This is a genomic window from Candidatus Brocadia sapporoensis (assembly GCF_001753675.2).
GTDB classification, from domain to species: Bacteria; Planctomycetota; Brocadiia; order Brocadiales; family Brocadiaceae; genus Brocadia; species Brocadia sapporoensis.
In genome coordinates this window covers 1-20,622 of sequence record NZ_MJUW02000057.1, presented here as the reverse complement: position 1 = coordinate 20,622, position 20,622 = coordinate 1, and the positions used below count along the sequence as shown (strand labels likewise).

Below are 20,622 nucleotides of genomic sequence, written 5' to 3'. Positions count from 1 at the left end.
ACCATTTCTGGCCTAATCCTGCAACAAGGCTTCGCCTTGTTTGCAGGATTTAGGGAGAATTATAAACAACCGGCGTTAAGTTGATTGGTATCATAGTAGCCGCGGAATCTACTTCTACATAAAGGACCCATTTATTATCCCCGTATCAAAACTGATCAATTTACCATAACATCAAACGACATTCACGGAATCATCGTTTAGTTAGAATTCAGCGAAAAAACGTTTTTCATCTGAAAAATAGGATCCTTCTCCCAATGAGCTGTCTATACGAATTGAGAAGAACCATAAACTATTTCTTGTAATTACTCACCGTGCTTGTCCGTGCTTCATTTTGTCACAAGTCTGGCGACTTTATAAACAGGTGTAAACAACCTCTCTGCTTTTTGTGCGCTTGTTAGTAATCTATATTTGTAACCATTTAGTTTTTTGAAAATTTCCAATAAAGCCCAGGTATTAAATGCACCAGGGGCAGGTTTCAAACCTGCCCCTACAAGACAACATTATTCATGTAGAGGATTTTTTAAAAACTAAATTGTTACCTATATTTAACCTTGCTGTCAGAGAGTAATCATCCACATAGCACGTGGCATGAACAGCCCTACAGAGGCTTTGTTTTTAGTCTCTATAAATATTTGCTACACTTGCATCTGGTCTCAGCTTTTATTTTCTCCTTTTAGCAGGAATTCATTTTGGCTATTGCTCGATATGAGATGAATAACAGCAAATAATATCCCAATAATATACCAGAGAAATAATGCATCAGGCTTTTTCCAGAAGCTGTCCGTTAAACCATGCAAGAAGATAGAAACGAGGCCGGCAACAATACCCAGCAAAAGCGCTTTTTCGTACCCTGCTTTTGAAAGTCGCCATGATCGTATTGCCGTGTAAAATACCATGGTGAACATCCAGAGGAATGACAACAACCCCACAATGCCGTTTCCCACCCATATATGTAAAAAGATATTGTGAGGATGGGATAGCCTTTCAATATTCTCCACCTGAATCTTTTTTCTGGACTTTTTTTCCTGATCCTGCTTGCGGACAGGTTCTTTTTCCAGATGTTTTTCTCTATCCCTTATTGTTTCAGCATATTGCTGATAGACAAACCGGAAATTCTTTTTACCGGAGCCAATACCTAGCCATGGATGGTCATGAATTATGGCAATTGCTGCTTTCCAGCATAACAGCCGTTCCCCCAGGATTTTTTCCGAGGTAAAAAATTGATTAACCTGTGTAATGGTTTTTGCCTGGTTGATAAATTTTGCCGGCAGAAAGAAGATAAGCAACATGCAGATGCCAATCAGTATGAGTATCAGTCGCTTCTTTTGCAGGGCAAAACTGGCAAAGAAAATGGCAATAAAAATGGATACCCAACTCGTTCGGCTCATCGTTAAGATGAGGGAAAAACCACACACAAATATAAGACAGGCCAGAGAGAAACGGATTGCTCTGTTTTTATATGAGAAAAACAAGCAGAGCGCCACCGGCAGGAACATCGAGATATATTTCGCAATACGGGAGTGATATTCAAAGGTGGCAATAAACCGCCCGTCGCGGATGGCAATACCGGTATAATACCCATACAATCCGTATAAACATACCAAACCACAGGTAATAAGCAGGGCTTTCACGATGCGTCTTATTTGTTCCTGACTATCAATGGTGTTAACCATACAAAAAAAGATCGTAAAATATACACAATAATCATGCAAGACCGTTTCGAGACTATTCATGGCATGTGCCGAATGGAATGAAGATATCAATGAACATACGAGGAATGAAAGGATGGGAACGGTAAGCGTTGTTTTTGCAAACAGTATTTTTTTTTCCCGGAGCATCCTTGCTATCCAACACCCGACAACCGTTAAAAGGCACAGGAGTTTAATCCTGCTGAATGGGAAAAAAGAGAGAATAAAAAAATAGGTAATGAAGGCGTATTCCGAGATGAGGCTTGTGTAATGTATTGTATTCTTTTGCATCATAAATCAGACCTTCGACGACTTACCCCCCCCCAGAAAGAAGGGAGAGCGCAATGAAAATAGTAACTATTCAGCGTATTTTCGAAATCGAGCCCTGCATGACCGCCAATAGAGGGCATGTGGGTAAAGTCCATACGTAGTAAGTTAAGAAATCAACAAAAACCATGAAACTCTCGTCAGTATTGTGCACCCGACATGTCCCCCGCTGGCGGGGGCGCAGGGGGTGGACTGTGCCGACCCACGGTGTCAAATACTCCACAATCTTCAGGATAAATACCACACACTTTCTTCTGCAAGCAGACGGCAAATCGGCTGTGTTTGTTCATGGCGCAATTGTTGGCATCACCGGCTTTTGTTTTTTTTCGCATGGTATCCACGTTCTTTTTCCACCCCCTTGATCCCCCCGCCAGCGGGGGACAATTGTTTGCCTTATTTTCGGCAAGTTCAGTGCCACCGTTGGCTATAGCGATACGGGCAAATGGAGTAATTACGCTGAATAATTACTGAAAATCCCTAAATTAACGAAAGGGGCTCTCGTGTTTTTTTCACTGGTTTTAGCCCCATCCAGTCAGGGCACAATAAAAGATGCCACAAAAAAAGCCGAACATATATTGTTAGCCGGTAACGTAATTTGTGATTAAGAAACAAAACGAGCACATTGCCAACAAGGTTTGCGGTTACATTTAAAATAATCTTTATCACAGAAAATATTCTAAGGGTAAGGTACGAGCTGACAGTCCTGTGTTTTTTAAAAAAGGTATACAGGGAACGGCAATACTCTATCTGAGATTGCCAGGGCGCTCTTTTCTTGCTTTGCCCGCCCAAGTGAATAACCCTGGCATCCGGCACATGGTATATCTTCCAACCTGCCTTTTGCATGCGATAGCACCAATCCGTCTCCTCGAGAAAAAAGAAGTAGTCCTCATCCAAGATTCCCACCTGCTGTATAGCCTCATTTCGTACCATCATACACGCCCCGATAACAGACTCAACTTCCATCGGCTGGAAGACGACCTGTTTTTTGCTCGGGTATCGGGAGGGGAATATCCGTTGCAATAAGCTTTTGTTAAAAATTTCCGTTGCCAATGTGGGATAATTGTCGTAGCTGTGTTGTCTCGCACCATCAGGTTTCTGGAGTTGCGCACCGGCGATACCAACATCTTTATGGCGTTCCATAAAGGAATACATTACCTGTATGGCATTTTTCTGTACGAGTGTATCGGTGTTGAGTAATATGCTGTACTTACAGGCAGGAACGGTTTTCTCTAATGCCTGGTTTACAGCAGCAGCAAATCCCCTGTTTTCCCGGTTTTCTATCACGAGAGACCGAGGGAATTGCTCATGCACTGCCGCTACACTGTCATCCTCAGAACCATTGTCGACGATGTATATCTGGTAATTGAGATCCGTGACTGTTGCATAAATGGAGCGTATACAGTCAAGCAATAACTGTCTGGTATTCCAGTTTATGATAATAAAACTCAGATCACTCATAGAAAAAGGGAGAAAAAATAAACTAAGGAGATGAGACGTTACGTAACTCTGAGAGAGTGGCTTTCAAGACGTCTTCAACCCGGATACCTTCAGGATGGTAAATTATTTGAGCAATGTTTTGCGGAGGGCCCCAGCGATTAAAATTACGTTTTAAAAATAATGCAATGGTGCGCACCCCCAATGCGCAGGAGAGATGCATGGGACCACTATCGCAAGCAATAAAGGGCTTACACTGTGAAACCATGGAGGCAAACATTCTCAAAGAGGGCTCAAAGACAAGGGGAATGTCTTTACCCAAGGATTGCTCAAAAAATCCCATCGATTTTTTTTCATCGGGCCCAAAAAAGACGACGATATTTATTTTCTGAGCGCGAAGGGCTGTAATCAGTTTTAAGAAATTTTCCGCAGGCCATTTTTTCCCTTTTGATTTCCTGCCGCCGATAAAAATCCCAATAACAGGGGCCTGATTTATTCCAATCAGACCCCTAACTTTCATTTTCCCTTCCTCTTTTTCTTCAGGCGATAAAATGAGTTGCGGAAGTATCTGATGCGTTCTCATTCCCATGTCGTGCAAAAATAGAGGCAGGGTTTTGTACTTGTTGGTCTCCGATGGTCTTGGAATAGAAATATTAAACAAACGGTCCCATTTTCCCCTGGATCCGATACGAAACTGTGCTCCGGAAAATCCCACAATAAGTGAACTTGTCATGGATTGTGAACAACTCACATCTACTGCCAGATCATACTTCATAGATCTCATTTTATATACGAACGAGAAATAAGCCCAAAAAATATGAGGAAACCTACGGGTAATGCTATAGTGGTGATCGATGGGCAGATGCTTATAAAGCAATGCCGACACGGGATACCCGGCAAAATCGATTACCGCATGAGGAAAATTTTCCCGAAAGATAAATATGGATGGTGTAGCAAGGATGGCGTTGCCGATACGAAAGTTGGCGCGTACCAATAAGATTTTTTTTATCCGGTCTTTTGGAAAATTGACATACTCACTCTTTCCTTTATGCACGAACAGGTTTATTCCCCGCATAATCAGAGCACGAATTTTCTTATTTAAAAAATGCGGAAGAGGTGTCTCATCCAGACCAGGAATCCCTTTTATTCTTTTAACCATGAACCTCTGACAAATATACTTTTGATATCTTGTAACAATTTATTTTTTTTAAAACCCTCTACATGAAGAATGTTGTCTTGTAGGGGGTGATTCAAAAATTCATACTTCATTTGCCTCTGCAACAGACAAGGATTTTATTTTCCAATTCGTTCTCACTATGAGGTTACCATAACCGGAAATAGTATCTTAACGTTCTCAAATTTAACGGATTATATTTCAAAGCCATACGAAAATTTTCATGGGCAAGACGTTTATTTCCTATCCGTAAATAATATCGACCTGCCTTCGCATGATGTGAGGCAAGCCGCTTTCTGTAAAGTTTTTCATTCATTTTACGCATCTTATCTTTAAACGCATGATATGTTTTATCGATAACCAGTTTTTGATACTTCAGGACATTATTTCTGTTTTTGCTCAAAGAATGCGGATTGTGCCGATATTTAACCAGCGGCTTATTGATTCCTTCAACCTTAAAATAGAAGGCGATCCGTAGCCACATATCCCAGTCCTGGCAATTAACCAGTTGTTCATCAAATAAACCCGTCGTTTCAAACACTTCCTTCCGCACCACTACGGATGAAGGGACAATAAAATTCTGTTCAGAAAAGAGTTGAAGGAAAATTTTGCCGGAGGGCAATCGTTTCTTTGCGTCACCGTTCAGTGTGCAGCCTTTTTCATCTATATTCGTGTGTCCAGAATATACCATACCGACGCCTGGATGTCTGTCAAAATATTCCACATCCGTCTGCAATTTTTCCGGTAGCCAGAGGTCGTCCGCATCAATAAAAGCAATATACTCCCCCTGGGCTGACCGAATGCCGGTATTTCGTGCAACCGGTAGTCCTTTATTTTGTTCTAAATTAATATATCTTATCTTTTGCGCAAATGGTTTTAAAACTTCTTTTGTGTTGTCTGTGGACCCATCATCTACAATAATGACTTCATAAGGGCTGTAGGTTTGCGCCAGGATTGATCCAACGGATTCCGGTAAAAAGGGGGCGCCGTTATACGTAGGCAATATTATGCTTACAAGAGGCGAACTGTTAGTCACAAGAATAATTTCCTGTAATGGTGTTAATGAATTTTGGGGCGTTTGCCTTCAGCGAATAGGACGAATCCACCGTTTTTCTGCCTTCAAGCCCCATACGCTCCCTGAGCGCTTTATCATGCAGCAAGAGATTTATCTTCTCTATCCATTCTTGTGTGGAAGCAGCAAATAAGCCATTTACTCCTTCTTTGATAATCTCATTGTGCACGCCTACCGGGGAACAGACAACGGGAATTCCCACAGAGAGATACTGTAATAGCTTTGTTGCGCATTTACCTTTAGTCCATTCATGATTTGGCAAAGGGGCAAGGCCGATATCAACGTCTTGTAAATCTGAGTTTTCATCCTCCAGCGCCCATATTTTTTTAATAACAGGCATCGTGTTGCATTCAAAAAAATCGTTGCAAATAATCTTTAGTTCTACAGATTTATATTGACCCGCTAAATGATCGAAGGCAGGAGTTAACTCCTTCAAGAATGGTAAAGAAGATTTGCTCCCTATCCATCCAACCGTAACATTTTTTTTATGCCTCCTGTAGTCCTTTATAGTATACCGGCTGGTATCAATTGCCGTTGGTATAATGGTTATATTTTTATTATACGGCAATGCTTGTGCTTTCAGGTACTGATTTCCGGCAATAACCTGATCGCTGTACCGCACCATTCTTGCGAAGGTCCTTCGTCTTTTAAAAGACTGGCCGCCGCCGTTTACAGGACTTTTAAACATAACGGCATCATCAAAGTCGTAGATAATCCTGATGCGCTTTCTTCTCAGATACCAGAGTTGCCAGCGCCAGAGCCGTTTTTTCTGAATAAATACGGTATGATAATCCCCGAGTTCTGAAAAAAGTTTCATCCACTGACAGAAAGAATCCGGAAAGAGCGCTACCTTAACGCCGATTTGCAATTCTTTGAGATAGGGGATGTATTGCAATACCCTGTATCTGCTTGCGGGGTGATTCCATTCTTGTATAAGAAAACAGATCTTTTTCATTTCTACCGCCTGACACAATGAGCTTTGCTAAATCTGCCTGATTCGAAAAGATTCTTTCCCTGGACAATACAGGCTCTTACCGATTATAACCGCACAGGGAAAGATGGCTCAGGAAACCTTGAAAGCAATTGTTGACCCATAAATTCCCATGAGTTCAGAAAAATACGATTGCTTTATTGCCCACCAGACCGCCTGTGGCACTCCATGATTTGAGGTAAAATCATGGAATACAACGACTCCACCGGATTTCACAAAAGGCAACCATAAGGCGATGTCGTTTTTTGTCGCTTCTTCTGAATGGTCGCCGTCAATAAACACAAGGTCTATAGAGTGAAGTGGTTCACAAAAACTCTTCGCAGCCTGAAGGGAATCATTAACTATGGCGACAATACGGTTTTCCAGGTTAAAATAAGTGATATTTTTATCAAAGATGACTTTTGTCGTATCTGTTTTTAACTTAGACATTCTCTCCCGGTACCTGATTCTGGCTGAACAGTCACTCGCATTTCCTTTGAAATTGTCAATTGCATACATCTTTGCCCTTATCCCTTTTAACCCCGACGCCAAGAGACAGGACGATGCGCCTATCCAGCTTCCGATTTCTACGACTTTTGCGTCTGATGGAAGATCATGCGACAAACGAAACAAGAAAGCGCGTTCCGGCAATGAGGACAATTCTCTCCCACGGAAATATTCAGTAATTCGTAAAAAATCGTCCCATGGATATTGAGGAAAACCCTTTTTTACTTTTGTTATAAATTTCTTAACCGACTTTTTCCATTGGTATTTTTTAATTCCAAGGAATGTCTTTAAACCCATATTCAAGGCCCTTTCTCAAAAACGAAAATACACGATGAGGAACAGAAAAATTAGTATCACTTTAGTATTTCTGAAAAACATTCACAGATGAGATCGCCTTTGAGACGGCCTGCAAGCTCGGGAGGCGCACACTTTGTGAATTATAAACGTGATACAGACATACCATAATCTAACAGGTGGCACGGACAAAAGGAGTTTGTCCGTGCCACCCTGTTTGTCAATTCAGAATAGTCGCCAATGGTGAATTCTTTGAATATAGAGACAATCCATACATTACCTCATCCAGGCATGCTATCTTTATTAGCACAGAAGTTTTTCAAAAAACCAAAGTAATACAAAAATTATAATCCCTATACCACACGGCGTCATCCGTATACGGTATGAAAAGTCTTATTCCGGAACTGATATTTTCAGATTCCACACATGTTTCCGCCGTATGCTTAATCGGACGATTGATCGTAATAGGTGTTTGTCTGCCTTGGTAAAATACCGAATACCAGAATATGCCTGGTAAAATCGTAATCTGTCGGTGTACGTAATACTATGAGGAATAGATGCATTTAATTGGGATAAATTTTTGATCTTTTTTTTGGCGGTTATAGTTTTATGAAAGGACACCCGGTCCAAGTCCAAATAAAAAAAGTCCCAGGTATCTTGTAATTCCATAATCAAAATATTATTTGCCTTGAGATCGTGATGATATGTGCCTGAGTCGTGCAGGCGCTTAAAAGATATCGCCAAACAGGAAACAAACCTTCGTTTTTGCCCGGCGATGGCCTTATCGCTACCGTTACGAAACTTTTCACTGACATAGGTATTGCACGGCAGGCATGCTGAAATATCTTCCATAATAATAAAACTCTTTTTAAGTATGCCCGTTCTTTTTTCCTCAAATAATGCAAGAGGTTTGGGTGTCCGGAAATTTGCCGACATCAAACCATGTGCAGCAATCCATGCCCTGCGTGCAGGGGAACTACGGAAAGAAAAGAAAAATCTCTTCCAGACAGATGGATAACGGTATTCTTTGATACACACACTTCCAATATCTTTGAAAGAAACAGGAATACGCGTAATGCCTGTTTTTGCGGATGATTTTACCGTTGTATCAGACCATCTGTTCAAGGAAAGCTCGTGCTTATCGATCAAAGCAGCTAGGGTACTGGCGTCCCACTCATTCCGCATATTTACCGTATAACCGGCATGGGTGGTAGCCTTGAAGACATTGTTCGTCTTCAGGCATTTCCGTGTTCTGCTATACCAAAATCTCTTTTTGATTTTGTAAATTTTCTTTAAAACAGCTTCGCAGAACATTTCCCCGTCTTTGGGAGATAACAGATGATTTGTATAAGTAGATATCAACCCCATTATCTCCTCATTGGTACAGACATCTTTGATAGAATATAAGAGTCTCGACAGCTCATAAATCCTGAAAGATAAGGGGAGTTTTTTCTTAAAGAATGCCTGCCCGACGTCTAACAGGTAAAAGGATGCAGGACTATTTGTGTCTACGAGTATATTTTCAGCATGGAGTTCTCCGTGGTAGACACCGAGATCATGTACGATTTTCACATAAGAAATAAGACCGTCCAGGAGGGCTTTCTTGTTTAATGCAGATGCGGGTGATTGCTGAATGGAAATCAATGATTCCTTTACCGTCATGCTATTTGATATTGCCTTTGAAATGACATAACAATCCTTCAGAATTCCAAAACGCCGCTTCTCCCCTACGGCTACAGATTCTGCGGTAAGCAACTGACTCCTCTGCAACTGATGGCTACAAGCCCATTCCTTGTGTGCCTTTGATAATGAAAATAATGATTTGATGCCCTCCAGACAATTTTTTGTTGTATACTGCTTTATGAAAAAAGATCCTTCCTGGTGTGTGTATCGTAACACTTTTTTATCATATCCATTGCATACGACCATGCATTTTTTTTTGCAAATCGCATCGAATATCTCTTTAAGCACATCCACGGATATACCGTTAGTCAACCAGCGAATGTCATCTTGGATATAACGGCTATAACCCATGGGAACGAGTATTTACCATAGATAAGAAAAAATTAACGGTTAATTTTGTCCGGGTTAGTACACAAATTTTACGCTTCAGATTCTGTCCTTTCCGGCTCTTTCGGGTTAGGAATGACTATCCACTACCTTTCGGTAAATCCGAAGCGTTTTTTCAATATTTGCCTGAAAGGAATATTGTTCTGCTTTTTGTCGCGCATTGGAACCCATGTATTCTCTGGTTTCTTTTTCTAACAATACCTGCAGATAAATTGCTATTTCCTTTGCATCAATGGGATGGCTAATGATAAAGCCGTCATTTCCATGCGTAATAATTTCTGATGCACCACTTGCCTTGCTGACAATGACCGGAAGCCCTGACGCCATTGCTTCAAGACAGGCTGTGCCAAAGGCGTCGTACTCACTGGGGAAAATAAAAATATCCCCCCCGGCATATATTTCGTGGATGTGCCTGCATGCACCGGCAAATACCAGTTTGTCAGACACGCCTTTTTTTTGTGCAAATCTCTGGTATTCCCGAACGTTTCCTTTTCCAACAACGAGCAATTTCAATTTTTGAGGCGTGTCAATTATGGATAAGGCATTGATAGCATGCTTCAGTCCCTTTCTCTTAAATCCGGAACCAACAAACAACAAGAGCACATCATCTGGTGCAATTGCATATTTAGCCCTTACGGTATTTCTGTATGCTGTTCTGTTGTGTGGAGTGAACACCTCGATGTCCACGCCATTGTAAATAACATCAATGTCGTCCGGGGCCAGTTGGTAATGGTGTATAAGTTCTTTCTTGCATTGTTCCGAAATGCAGGTGATGTGTTTATAACATTTCTTTTGGAAAATAATCTTTTCCAAAAGTAATAGAGAAAAATGACGTGGGTTCAGACACATGAGAAGCTTGCCCAGCCGTGATTGCATCAGGGGGTAGGTATGCATCATATAGTCCCAATGGCATCCTCCGCCAACACGGTAAATGTCCTGATACAATGTCCGGGTAAATCCATGAATGAGATCGAATGCTATTTTAGATTTTTTAATAACCTTAGGGGCATTTACGGCAAATGTCCAGTATTTTAGCGGAGACCAGAGCGTAATAGCAGGAACATAATGAAAAAATAATCTCTTGTCCTGATTTTGACTGAATCTATGGGCAAAAATATGCACGTCATAGCCGTAGTCGAGGAATTGTCTGGATGCGTTGTACACGTAACTTTCCACTCCGCCCTTTTCCTTTATAAATTGATACACCACCAATGCAATTTTCATGATACATTACATTATTGAGAGCATATTCATTTTGCTCCGGATAAAGTTTGAATGTTAAAATACATTATAATACCATAAAAAACTGAAAGGGCAATATATGATGAGAAAATTAAGGGATGAAGCCGGTGGATAATTTATAGTATTGGTGCGAAAATACAAATTTTTATACTCTTTTGTGAGTCTCTGGCTCGTGTGAGCTTGCCGTGTAAATCTTTTATGTAAGCTTTCACAACCACCCGTTAATAGAGGGAAATTTGGCTGCGGCTTTGCTGTGTTGTGATTTTATGCAATAGACTTTGTTGTTTTCGTGAAATATAAAAAGCATGAGTAAGAAATTTAGGGTCATCCAGGAACTCCCGTTTTCTGATGTTGTGCCGTGTATGGTGAGCTTATCGAACCATCACGACAAAGTCAAGGGGAGCAAGGGGGAGTGTAAAAAAACTTGCAAAGAAAGATTTTCACGATAATACTATAACGAAACGAAGATTCATGTTGATAATCTACTGCAACAGGAACTGACAAAGTTATGCACGAAGCAAATACCCTGGATGACTTTATAGAGTTGTTTATAAACTACCTCCTTGTTGAATGCGGTTTATCCAGAAACACCATTCTCAGTTACAGCCACGACCTTCAGATATTCACCACCTTTCTGATATCGAAAAATATATCAGACTTTGACCGTGTCCGGCCTGATACCATTACCAGTTTTATCATTTCTGAAAAAAAACGCGGACTTTCCATCAACTCCATTACCCGCACGATGGTGGCTGTCCGTATGTTGTACAAATTTCTTCTCTCAGAAGGTAAATTAAAAACGAATCCGCTTACCTTAATCGACTCACCAAAGCTCTGGCAAAGACTGCCAGAATTTATTTCCGTTCATAAGATTGACGACCTTCTGTCAGTTCCCGACACAAAAACGAAGTTGGGAATGAGAAATAAGGCCATTCTTGAGCTCCTGTATGCTACCGGCGCACGGGTATCGGAGGTCGCTGCAATTCAGTTGGAATGGATTAATCTAGAATACCGTTATATGAGATGCAGGGGCAAAGGCTCAAAGGAACGTATTGTACCCCTTGGGACAAAGGCAATCGAGGCTCTTCAGAAATATTTAACCATTGCCAGGCCGGAAATAAAGAATAGCAAGGGGAGTACCTATTTATTTCTTTCAAAGTCCGGAAGGCCTCTCAGGAGAGAGAATGTGTGGGTCCTCGTGAAGAACTGCGCATTAAGGGCGGGCATTCCTGGTAAGGTTTCTCCGCATACGTTGAGGCACTCCTTTGCCACACACCTGCTGGAGAACGGCGCTGACCTGCGTGTTGTGCAAGAAATGCTGGGACATGTCAATGTCTCAACTACTCAAATCTATACCCACGTGGGCAAACACCATCTTAAAGCCGTCCATTGGCAATATCACCCACGGAAGTGACCTGTCAACGTACGCAAGGCTGTTTCATTATTGCGTATCACACACCGGATTAACATGCCTCACCATTTTTTCAAATGCCTCCGCGGGTAATGGCTTACAGAATAAAAACCCCTGCATCTCGTCACACTGGCGCTGTTTCAGGAATACGAGCTGTTCCTCATTTTCGACTCCTTCGGCAACAACCTTGAATTTCAGGCTTTGTGCCAGGGCAATAACTGACGACACAATTATCTTGTCGTTCTGGTCGGTTGTGATACCATTCACAAAATGCTGACTGATTTTTAGCTTATGGATAGGAAATTTTTTGAGATAATATAAAGAAGAAAAACCGGTGCCGAAATCATCGATAGAAATTTGAATTCCCAGAGAACTTAATTGCTCCAGCTTGCTGACGATTGTTTCCATGTCCTGCATTGCAATACTCTCCGTGATTTCCAATCCCAAAAATTGCGGATCCAGACCGGTCTTTTGCAAGACCGACAGAACCATTTCCACAAGATTGGATTGCTGGAAGGTGTGCGTTGAAATATTCACTGCGACAGACAGGGGTTGATGTCCGGCATCCTGCCATGCCTTGCATTGTTCACAAACGGTATACAGCACTAATTCATCAATGAAGACAATCAACCGGGTATTTTCTGACATAGGAAGGAATTCCTCAGGAAGGACCAGTCCCCGTTCCGGGTGCCACCAACGCACCAGGGCTTCCATACCGACCACCTGTCCGGTATTAACGTTTACGAGCGGTTGGTAATAGACCGCAAATTCCTCACGCTCCAGGGCGCGGCGAAGATTGTATTCCATCCGCATCTTTTCAAAAGACCTGGCATGCATGGCCTCTGTGTAAAATTGATAGGTATTTCTTCCCTGCTTCTTGGCATAGTACATAGCCGCGTTGGCATTTCTCAGCAGGGTCTCTGTACTATCACCATGGCTGGGATAGACGGCAATGCCAACACTCGCGGTAATATAAAATTCGTGATCCCGGATTATCCACGTCTGTTTGAATGCATCGAGGATTTTGCACGCTATATTCGTCACATAATCCTCTTGAGTAATTCCTGCCATGAATAGCGTGAATTTATCCCCTGCAAAGCGGGCAACGGTGTCTCCCTCGCCTGCACAGCTTTTCAACCGGTCCGCAACCTCACACAACAACTGGTCTCCTATCGTATGCCCCAGCGCATCATTTATTATCTTGAATCTGTCAAGATCAAGAAACATCACGGCAAGCATCTCATTCATCTGACGCGCATGTGCTAAGGCCTGGGTTAGGCGATTATTAAACAAGATACGATTGGGGAGAGAGGTAAGGTTATCATGAAAAGCCAGGTGCTTCATTTTTTCCTCCATCCATGTACGCTCTGTTACATCGGTTACCAGCACTATCCCGGCATGCCGGCCTGCAAAGGTTATCGTATGGGAGTTCGTTTCAACATACATAATACTTCCATCCTTTTTCCGGTGCCTCAAAATACCTGCGGTATGGAATCCATCGGTAACCTTTGATACGCAATCAAGGAAAGGAAGGATGTCTTCAAAGAAACAAACATCCCTGATAGTCATGGAAAGAAATTCTTCGCGAGAATATCCATAGTGGTGAATAGCTGCGTCGTTGACAGCAAGAAAACTGAGCGTTTCGAGATCGTATATCCACATCGGATGAGGGTTGCTTTCGAACAAAAGTCGGTATTGCTCTTCACTGTGATACAGCGCCTTTTCCATCCGTTTGCGCTCTTTGATTTCCATCTGTAGTTCTTCGTTTAGTTTCATCTGCGCCGCAGTTCGGTTCGCCACATGTCTCTCCAGGGACTCATTCAGCACTCGCAGTTCTTTCTCGAATTGTTTGCGTTCGGTAATGTCCTGAACTATCCCGTTCATCTGAATCGCCCTGCCAGATTTGTCAAAAACAACTTCTGCCTGCTCATGAACAATACGTACGGAATCGTCTGGTAACACTACCCGGCAGTCAATATGGTAAGGTTTTCTTTCGTGCAAGGCATCATGAACAGATTTTTTAACAAATTCCCTATCGTCATCATGAACAATATTCAAAAATGCCTCATAGGTTGGGCGAAACGACTGTGGTGCGAAACCATAGATGCGATAAACTTCGTCAGACCAATAGCATTCATTTTTTACGATATCCCATTCCCAATTACCCAGACGGGCAATTCTTTGGGCATTGGCGAGACGGGTTTCATTTTTCCGTGAAAATCCTTCTGCCCGTCTGCATTTCCGCCGTTCTCCCATCTCGATCAGTTCACGTTCTATCGCCGGAACCAGCCGTTCCAGCTTATCCTTCATAATATAACTATGAGCCCCGGCTTTCGTAGAGGAAACCGCAATATCCTCTCCTTTAGAGTCAGAAACGATAATAAAAGGAATGTCCTGCCCGCAGAGTTGTAACTGCATGAGAGCTTCAGAAGAGCTAAAGAATGGCATGGAGTGGTCTGCAAGGACGATGTCCCATTCATGTTTTTCGAGCATGGTCTTCATGGCTGCTGCTGTTTCAACCAGTTCAAATACCGGCTCATAGCTTCCGCGCCGCAGTTCACGAAGTATCAATTCGACGTCGTCCCTCGAATCATTTACAATCAGTACGCGAAGGGGGGTTTTCATTTAATGTATTCCCTCGCTACCCGAAGATTTGTCTATGGGAAGACAATAAATCTCCACCCGTTCTGCTGTCTCAAAGAATTGGGAAAAAATCATCAATTTTTGAGCACAACGGTGAATACCGAATTCGTAGTTATCAACCAAAATCTTTTTCCTCAATTGAATATGTAAGAATAATCACCCGTATCTAAAAGTGAATTATACAGGATTGAAATTCCTCCATAAAAATTTTAAACCATCGCTTCTGAATTTGCAATCTCAAATCGTAAAACAGTACCTGCACCCAATCTTCTGCGCCTTCAGTTCAGACCTGTCGTGTGCGCAGACCATCAGGCTCAGTTATCGGGCACAGACGCTGAAATGCGCTGAATAGTTTTTGAGCGTAGTTCATGGTAAAGCCGGCTTCAGCGCTCTCAACCCCGTCAAATAATAATCTTCTTTCTCTCGCCAAGCACGGCCTTTGTCAGCTCCTCCATAAGTTCGTTCAGGCGTGACACCATAGACGTGGGATCAAAGACAACCCCGTCCTGCATTAATGCATTCTCGAAGAGCTGATGTACCATTTTTTCGATGAGTGGCTGGTAAGCGGGATTTTCATTCATCTGGGACAGATTCTGAATCATCCGGTTTTTCCGGTTAATCTCCATAATCTTTTTAGATATTTTATAATTGCTGTCCACCATTTGTATCAGTTTCTGGACATGGACGCTGGGCACACCATCGGGATTTACCAAACAACACGGGCTGTCGACTAATCGGTTCGATTCTTTGACATCCATGACCCTGTCCGCCAGGGTTACCTTGACGGTTTTCATGAGGTGCTTGAATATTTCTTCATAATTTTGTGGTTCTTCAGAGGTGTCTACAACCTTCTTGTCGCTGTCCCTGAGAAGATCCAGATTCGCCTGATCAGCGGAACGGATGGGTTTCTTCTCAAATTCGTGAAGTCCGGAGAGGATGAATTCATCATTTGGGTCAGTCAAATACAGCACTTCTACCTCTTTCTTCCGGAATATTTCCAAATAGGGACTTTTTTCAATCGTGTCCCGGTTTACCGCTGTTATATAATAAATCTCCTTCTGTTCAGGCTTCATCCTGCTGACATATTCCTTTAGTGAAACCAGTCCGGCGGCATCTGCGCATTGTGACGAATTGAACCGCATCAATTGCGCCAACAGATCCCGGTTCTCAAAATCGATATGCACCCCTTCCTTGAGAATCCTTCCAAATTGCCTCCAGAAGGTCTCGTATTTTTCCTTTTCGTTTTTGTCCAGCTCCTGCAACAGGGTTATGATCTGTTTCACGAGGATGCTCTTCATCTTCTGGATCATTCTGTTGTCCTGGAATGTTTCGCGCGAAATATTCAAGGGGATATCCGCCGAGTCCACCACCCCGCGAATAAACCTCAGATATTCGGGCAAGAGCATCTTACAGTCGGACTGAATCAGAATCTTATTGGAATAGAGTTGCAGTCCGTGCTCCAGTTTTTTAAAGCCATATGTCTCATAATTGGTCGATGGGCAGTACAATATGCTGGAGAACTGGATCGGTGCCTCGGCAGAGGTGTGCAGCCGGAAGAGCGGGGTATCTTCCGTGTTTGAAATAAACTTATAAAATTCGTTGTATTGTTCCTCGGTGACGTTCTTCTTGGGCTCCTTCCAGATAGCTGTAATCTGGTTGGCCCGTTCACCGCATACCATAATGGGGAAACTGACAAAATTTGAATATTTTTTGATAATGGATTGGATTCTGACCTTTTCGACATATTCCTTTTCATCCTCTTTAAGATGCACGATAATATCCGTCCCGCGCTTCTCTTTTTCAACAGGATTCAAAAAATATTTCCCCGTACCATCCGAATGCCATTCACATGCCGGTTCTTCCTTTTTGTATGACCGTGTCCTGATCCTGACCTCATCGGCAACCATAAACACCGAATAGAAACCCACACCGAATTGACCGATGATGTTTGAGTCCTTTCTGGCTTGCTCCGACAGGTTCGCAATAAATTCCAGCGACCCGGATTTCGCAATGGTCCCTACATTTTGAATAACTTCCTCCCGCGTCATGCCAATGCCGGTATCGCTGATCGTTAAGATCTTGTTTTTTTCATCTACGTCTATAGTGATTTCCAGAGGCAGGTCTTTCCCCTCGTAATCAGGATTTGAGAGGGAATAAAAATGCATCTTGGTCAGCGCATCGGAGGCATTTGAGATGAGCTCCCGGAGAAAAACCTCCTTGTGGGTGTAAAGGGAGTGTGAAAGGATGTTTAATAATTTTTTAATTTCTGCCTGAAACTCAAAACTCTCTCCGTGTTTAATGTCTGCGGTCATACATCACTCCTGTAAATAAATTCGTTGTATAGGAATATTCATTTTATTCATGCTGTTTTCGCTATGGTAACGGTAGGGGTAGGTTATGTCCGCCTGAGGTTACAAAGAGCGGAACAAAACCACCCTGTACAGATACCGTAAAGGTGGATCGGAATAAAAACCCGTAACGGAATCCACCCTATACATAATTTAATAGTAACAATTCAGTTTTTTTGAAAAATCCCAGTAATATGAAGGTTGCTGCCCGTTATATAAAGATAAGGCGTTGCTCGTATCAAACACACCCCCAGCCCCTCTTTTTAGAGGGGAGAGCAAGAGTCCTCTCTAAAAAAGGGGATTTCGGGGTGTGTCACAAGGCAGCAAATGTTTCGTCTCTTACCGTACACAGGGAACGCATGGGAAATTCCTTTCAGAAAGCTAAACGGTTACATTTAATATAATATTCGATTTCTTGTTACGCCACGCACATCAACCCCCGAAAATACCAAATCTATCAGAGATTGTCAATACTGTCACAATTTCCTGATACCGCCAAATTTCATCACGAGACGATATGTTGGTTCATGCTTGACACAACACACCCGGCATGATAAACTCCACAAAATTTTGTACATAGGAGCAACTCATGAATTGCCCTTATCCCTGTTTGCTGCATTCACCCATGAGAACACCCATGACCTTTCAGGAAATTATCTTAAAACTCCAAAACTATTGGGCTGATTACGGCTGTGTGCTATGGCAACCCTATGATATTGAAAAGGGAGCAGGCACCTTTAATCCTGCAACATTCCTGAGAGCATTGGGCCCTGAGCCGTGGAAATGTGCCTATGTAGAGCCGTCCCGACGCCCTGCCGACGGCAGGTACGGTGAAAATCCAAACAGACTGCAACATTACTACCAATTCCAGGTGATCGTAAAACCTGCCCCTGACGACGCACAGGATATTTATTTGAACAGCTTGCGGTTTATCGGCATTGACCTGGTAAAACACGATGTGCGGTTTGTGGAAGACGACTGGGAATCCCCAACCCTTGGCGCTACGGGACTCGGCTGGGAGGTATGGCTGGATGGAATGGAGGTCACGCAGTTTACCTATTTCCAGCAGGTAGGTGGTTTTGAACTAGAACCAATCACCCTCGAACTCACTTACGGACTCGAACGCATCGCCATGTTCATCCAGGCAAAAGAATCCGTATTTGATCTCGAATGGGTCAAGGGCTACACGTACGGGGATATTCACAGGCAGGACGAAGTTCAATTCTCCACGTATAATTTTAAAGTAGCAGACACCGCCATGCTTTTCCAGCTCTTTGATACATACGAAAAGGAATGCCAGCAACTCATAAAAGAAGACCTGGTGCTGCCTGCCTATGATTACGTCTTAAAATGCTCACATACGTTTAATATGCTGGATGCACGGGGGGCTATCGGAGTTACACAACGTACCGGTTATATCGGAAGAGTAAGGAATCTCGCCCGACACTGTGCAGAAAGTTATGTCCGGTTACGTGAGGCATTACATTGGCCGCTGCTCAAGGACGAGACCCTTACACCAGTTCGGGCTGCTCAGTAATTTGGAGTTCGTGTGCCATCACTTTAAGCTTTCATTTCCTTCCAAACACATCATGAAAATCTTTTTCAATTCGTCGATTACGTGGAGCGCTTTGTTGATCTCATGCTCTACGCACAAACACTCCTTATCCTTTTTCAGCAGCATGTCGGCCTTTGCCAATAATTGATATTGCCTTTTGTTAAACACCACGGGTCCCATGGGCTTATAGACCGTATCAAATTCCTCTACTAACCTCTTGTTCAATCCGTCAAGGCCGTCCTTGTTCAGTGCTGACAGGAAACAGAGCGGTTGCTGAAGGGCGGATCCGATCCTGGATTTGTCCAGGTTTGCCGGCAGGTCGCATTTATTTATAACGGGTAGTATTGCGCGGGCATGCGTCTTTTGTGACGTATCGCCAGAAGTTTTCAATATGAGCCATGCATATAAGGCATCCAGGATTCCTTCGTCTTCCTTGTCAAACGGTCTGGAGTTATCAAACACGGCAATAACCTTGTCGGCGCGCCGAAGTTGTTCCTGTGTCATCTCAACGCCCAGAGCCTCCAGCTTGTCACCGGTGTCGCGTATGCCAGCCGTATCCACCAGTTCAAAAGGGACACCCTCAACCGAGATAAACTCACTCACATAATCCCGCGTTGTTCCGGGTTCATGATGCACCAGCATGCGCTCTTCGCCCAGGATGGTGTTGATGAGGGTTGATTTGCCTACATTGGGCTTTCCCAGGATTACTAAGACTTGCGGGGTAGTCAATGCTATGCCGAAAGGAGCCGTCTCCAACAACCCCCGGATAAGGTTTATCAGGGTAGAAACGAAGGTGTCATTTTTCTGAAACAGGCCATTACCCTCGCTTGTTGATCCACCACCGTTAAGGAAGGCAAGGGGAGATGGATGCGGTGAAATGTCACCAGACACTCCTCTTCTTATTTCTTCAAGCATCTTCAATCCCTCTCTCAGCGCCCCAGACAACGCCCCTCCATATTGATCCAGCAGCACCTTTGCACCCAACCTTGTTTGTATCTCAACAATCTCCTGAAGCGCTTCTTTTTGGATAAAATCTATTCTGCCGTTCTCAAGGGATCGTCCCAGCAATGAATTCCACGGGGCATCCACTGCACCCATGGACTGCAAACACTTATGAATGCGCATCAGGACATGAATTCCACCGTGACAATTTATTTCTGCCACATATTCTCCGGTAAAACTGTCTTCCTGTTTTATGATATGCACAATAACTTCATCGATCTTCTGCCCACGCTCCTGAATATACCCATAATAGAGCTTTTGGCTCGCAACCTCACTTAGATCGGCAACCCCTTTCCCCTGAAATATCTTGCTGACGATCTTCAGGGCGTGCCGTCCCGACACAATAATCTTGCCAATGCCACCTTCACCTAACGGGGTTACCAGGGAAGCTATTGTCTGTTGTTCTTGAAAGGTATCTGATTTATGCTCATTTATCATTTCTCAACAATAATAGCAACTAACATCGCCGTTTACAACGAGAGAATGTCAAGGTTGGCTCTATTTCAAATTGCCTTACAGTAACGCAATGAAAGAATTTTTTGATAAGCTCTGGGATTATAAAAGTCCGTGTTATTTAACGAGGAATCTATAGTATTACCGTATAAAATCTTTCTTTTTTTGCGAATTTTTTACACTCCCCCTATTGACTTCGTCGTGATGGTTCGACAGGCTCACCCTGCATAACGCAACATCCTGAGCCTGCCGAAGGATCCGTCGAACGATAGGGGGGATTTGGTTGCGGCTCTGCTGCATTATAGCATTAAAGATTGTGAATATCTCAAACTGAAAATACGTAACTATTCTGCGAAACTGATGGTGAGAGAGAATAATTTCTCAGAATAGTTAGGAGCCGATAGGGAAAACGGGCAGACGGGAAAATCCCGA

General features: G+C 43.0%; 14 protein-coding genes. 2 read left to right on the top strand and 12 right to left on the bottom strand.

All coding sequences use genetic code 11. From position 1 onward, the window contains the following. Positions 1 to 653: 653 nt before the first annotated feature. The 9 genes from BIY37_RS04925 to BIY37_RS04885 all read right to left on the bottom strand — a co-directional run bounded on the left by BIY37_RS04925 (position 654) and on the right by BIY37_RS04885 (position 10,760). Entirely contained in the window at positions 654 to 1,982 is a 1,329-nt protein-coding gene (locus BIY37_RS04925; RefSeq protein WP_070066722.1) for an O-antigen ligase family protein, read from the bottom strand. A gap of 173 nt (positions 1,983 to 2,155) precedes the next feature. After that, a complete protein-coding gene (locus BIY37_RS04920) occupies positions 2,156 to 2,347 on the bottom strand; it encodes a hypothetical protein (RefSeq protein WP_070066721.1) in 192 nt (63 codons plus the stop codon). Positions 2,348 to 2,492: 145 nt separating this feature from the next. Next, entirely contained in the window at positions 2,493 to 3,473 is a 981-nt protein-coding gene (locus tag BIY37_RS04915; RefSeq protein ID WP_080324854.1) for a glycosyltransferase family 2 protein, read from the bottom strand. 22 nt (positions 3,474 to 3,495) lie between these two features. Further along, complete coding sequence (locus tag BIY37_RS04910; protein WP_070066719.1) at positions 3,496 to 4,608, bottom strand: glycosyltransferase family 9 protein; 1,113 nt, start codon at positions 4,606 to 4,608, stop codon at positions 3,496 to 3,498. A 163-nt stretch (positions 4,609 to 4,771) separates the two neighbouring features. Then, a complete protein-coding gene (locus BIY37_RS04905) occupies positions 4,772 to 5,659 on the bottom strand; it encodes a glycosyltransferase family 2 protein (RefSeq protein WP_070066718.1) in 888 nt (295 codons plus the stop codon). Beyond that, positions 5,652 to 6,650, bottom strand: a complete 999-nt coding sequence (locus tag BIY37_RS04900; protein ID WP_070066717.1) for a glycosyltransferase family 4 protein — start codon at positions 6,648 to 6,650, stop codon at positions 5,652 to 5,654. Before BIY37_RS04900 ends, BIY37_RS04905 begins: the two co-directional genes overlap by 8 nt. Positions 6,651 to 6,758: 108 nt before the next feature. Further along, entirely contained in the window at positions 6,759 to 7,469 is a 711-nt protein-coding gene (locus BIY37_RS04895) for a class I SAM-dependent methyltransferase (protein ID WP_070066716.1), read from the bottom strand. Positions 7,470 to 7,859: 390 nt separating this feature from the next. Next, on the bottom strand, positions 7,860 to 9,461 hold the full coding sequence (locus BIY37_RS04890; protein WP_179129291.1) for a lipopolysaccharide kinase InaA family protein: 1,602 nt from the start codon (positions 9,459 to 9,461) through the stop codon (positions 7,860 to 7,862). A 144-nt stretch (positions 9,462 to 9,605) separates the two neighbouring features. Next, positions 9,606 to 10,760, bottom strand: coding sequence for a glycosyltransferase family 4 protein (locus BIY37_RS04885; protein WP_070066714.1), 1,155 nt, complete (start codon positions 10,758 to 10,760; stop codon positions 9,606 to 9,608). Between the two features lie 526 nt (positions 10,761 to 11,286). Between BIY37_RS04885 and xerD the strand changes: the two genes are divergently transcribed. Then, positions 11,287 to 12,192, top strand: a complete 906-nt coding sequence (gene xerD / locus BIY37_RS04880) for a site-specific tyrosine recombinase XerD (protein WP_080324852.1) — start codon at positions 11,287 to 11,289, stop codon at positions 12,190 to 12,192. 27 nt (positions 12,193 to 12,219) lie between these two features. Here xerD and BIY37_RS04875 read toward each other — a convergent pair whose 3' ends face one another. Next, entirely contained in the window at positions 12,220 to 14,814 is a 2,595-nt protein-coding gene (locus BIY37_RS04875; protein WP_070066713.1) for an EAL domain-containing protein, read from the bottom strand. A 419-nt stretch (positions 14,815 to 15,233) separates the two neighbouring features. Next, positions 15,234 to 17,144: a molecular chaperone HtpG gene (gene htpG / locus BIY37_RS04870; protein WP_070066712.1), complete on the bottom strand. Its 1,911-nt coding sequence runs from the start codon at positions 17,142 to 17,144 to the stop codon at positions 15,234 to 15,236. Positions 17,145 to 17,817: 673 nt separating this feature from the next. Between htpG and BIY37_RS04865 the strand changes: the two genes are divergently transcribed. Next, positions 17,818 to 18,717, top strand: a complete 900-nt coding sequence (locus tag BIY37_RS04865) for a glycine--tRNA ligase subunit alpha (protein ID WP_070066723.1) — start codon at positions 17,818 to 17,820, stop codon at positions 18,715 to 18,717. 18 nt (positions 18,718 to 18,735) lie between these two features. Here the strand turns inward: BIY37_RS04865 and BIY37_RS04860 are convergent, their stop codons facing one another. Next, complete coding sequence (locus tag BIY37_RS04860; RefSeq protein WP_070066711.1) at positions 18,736 to 20,175, bottom strand: tRNA modification GTPase; 1,440 nt, start codon at positions 20,173 to 20,175, stop codon at positions 18,736 to 18,738. Positions 20,176 to 20,622 lie beyond the last annotated feature (447 nt).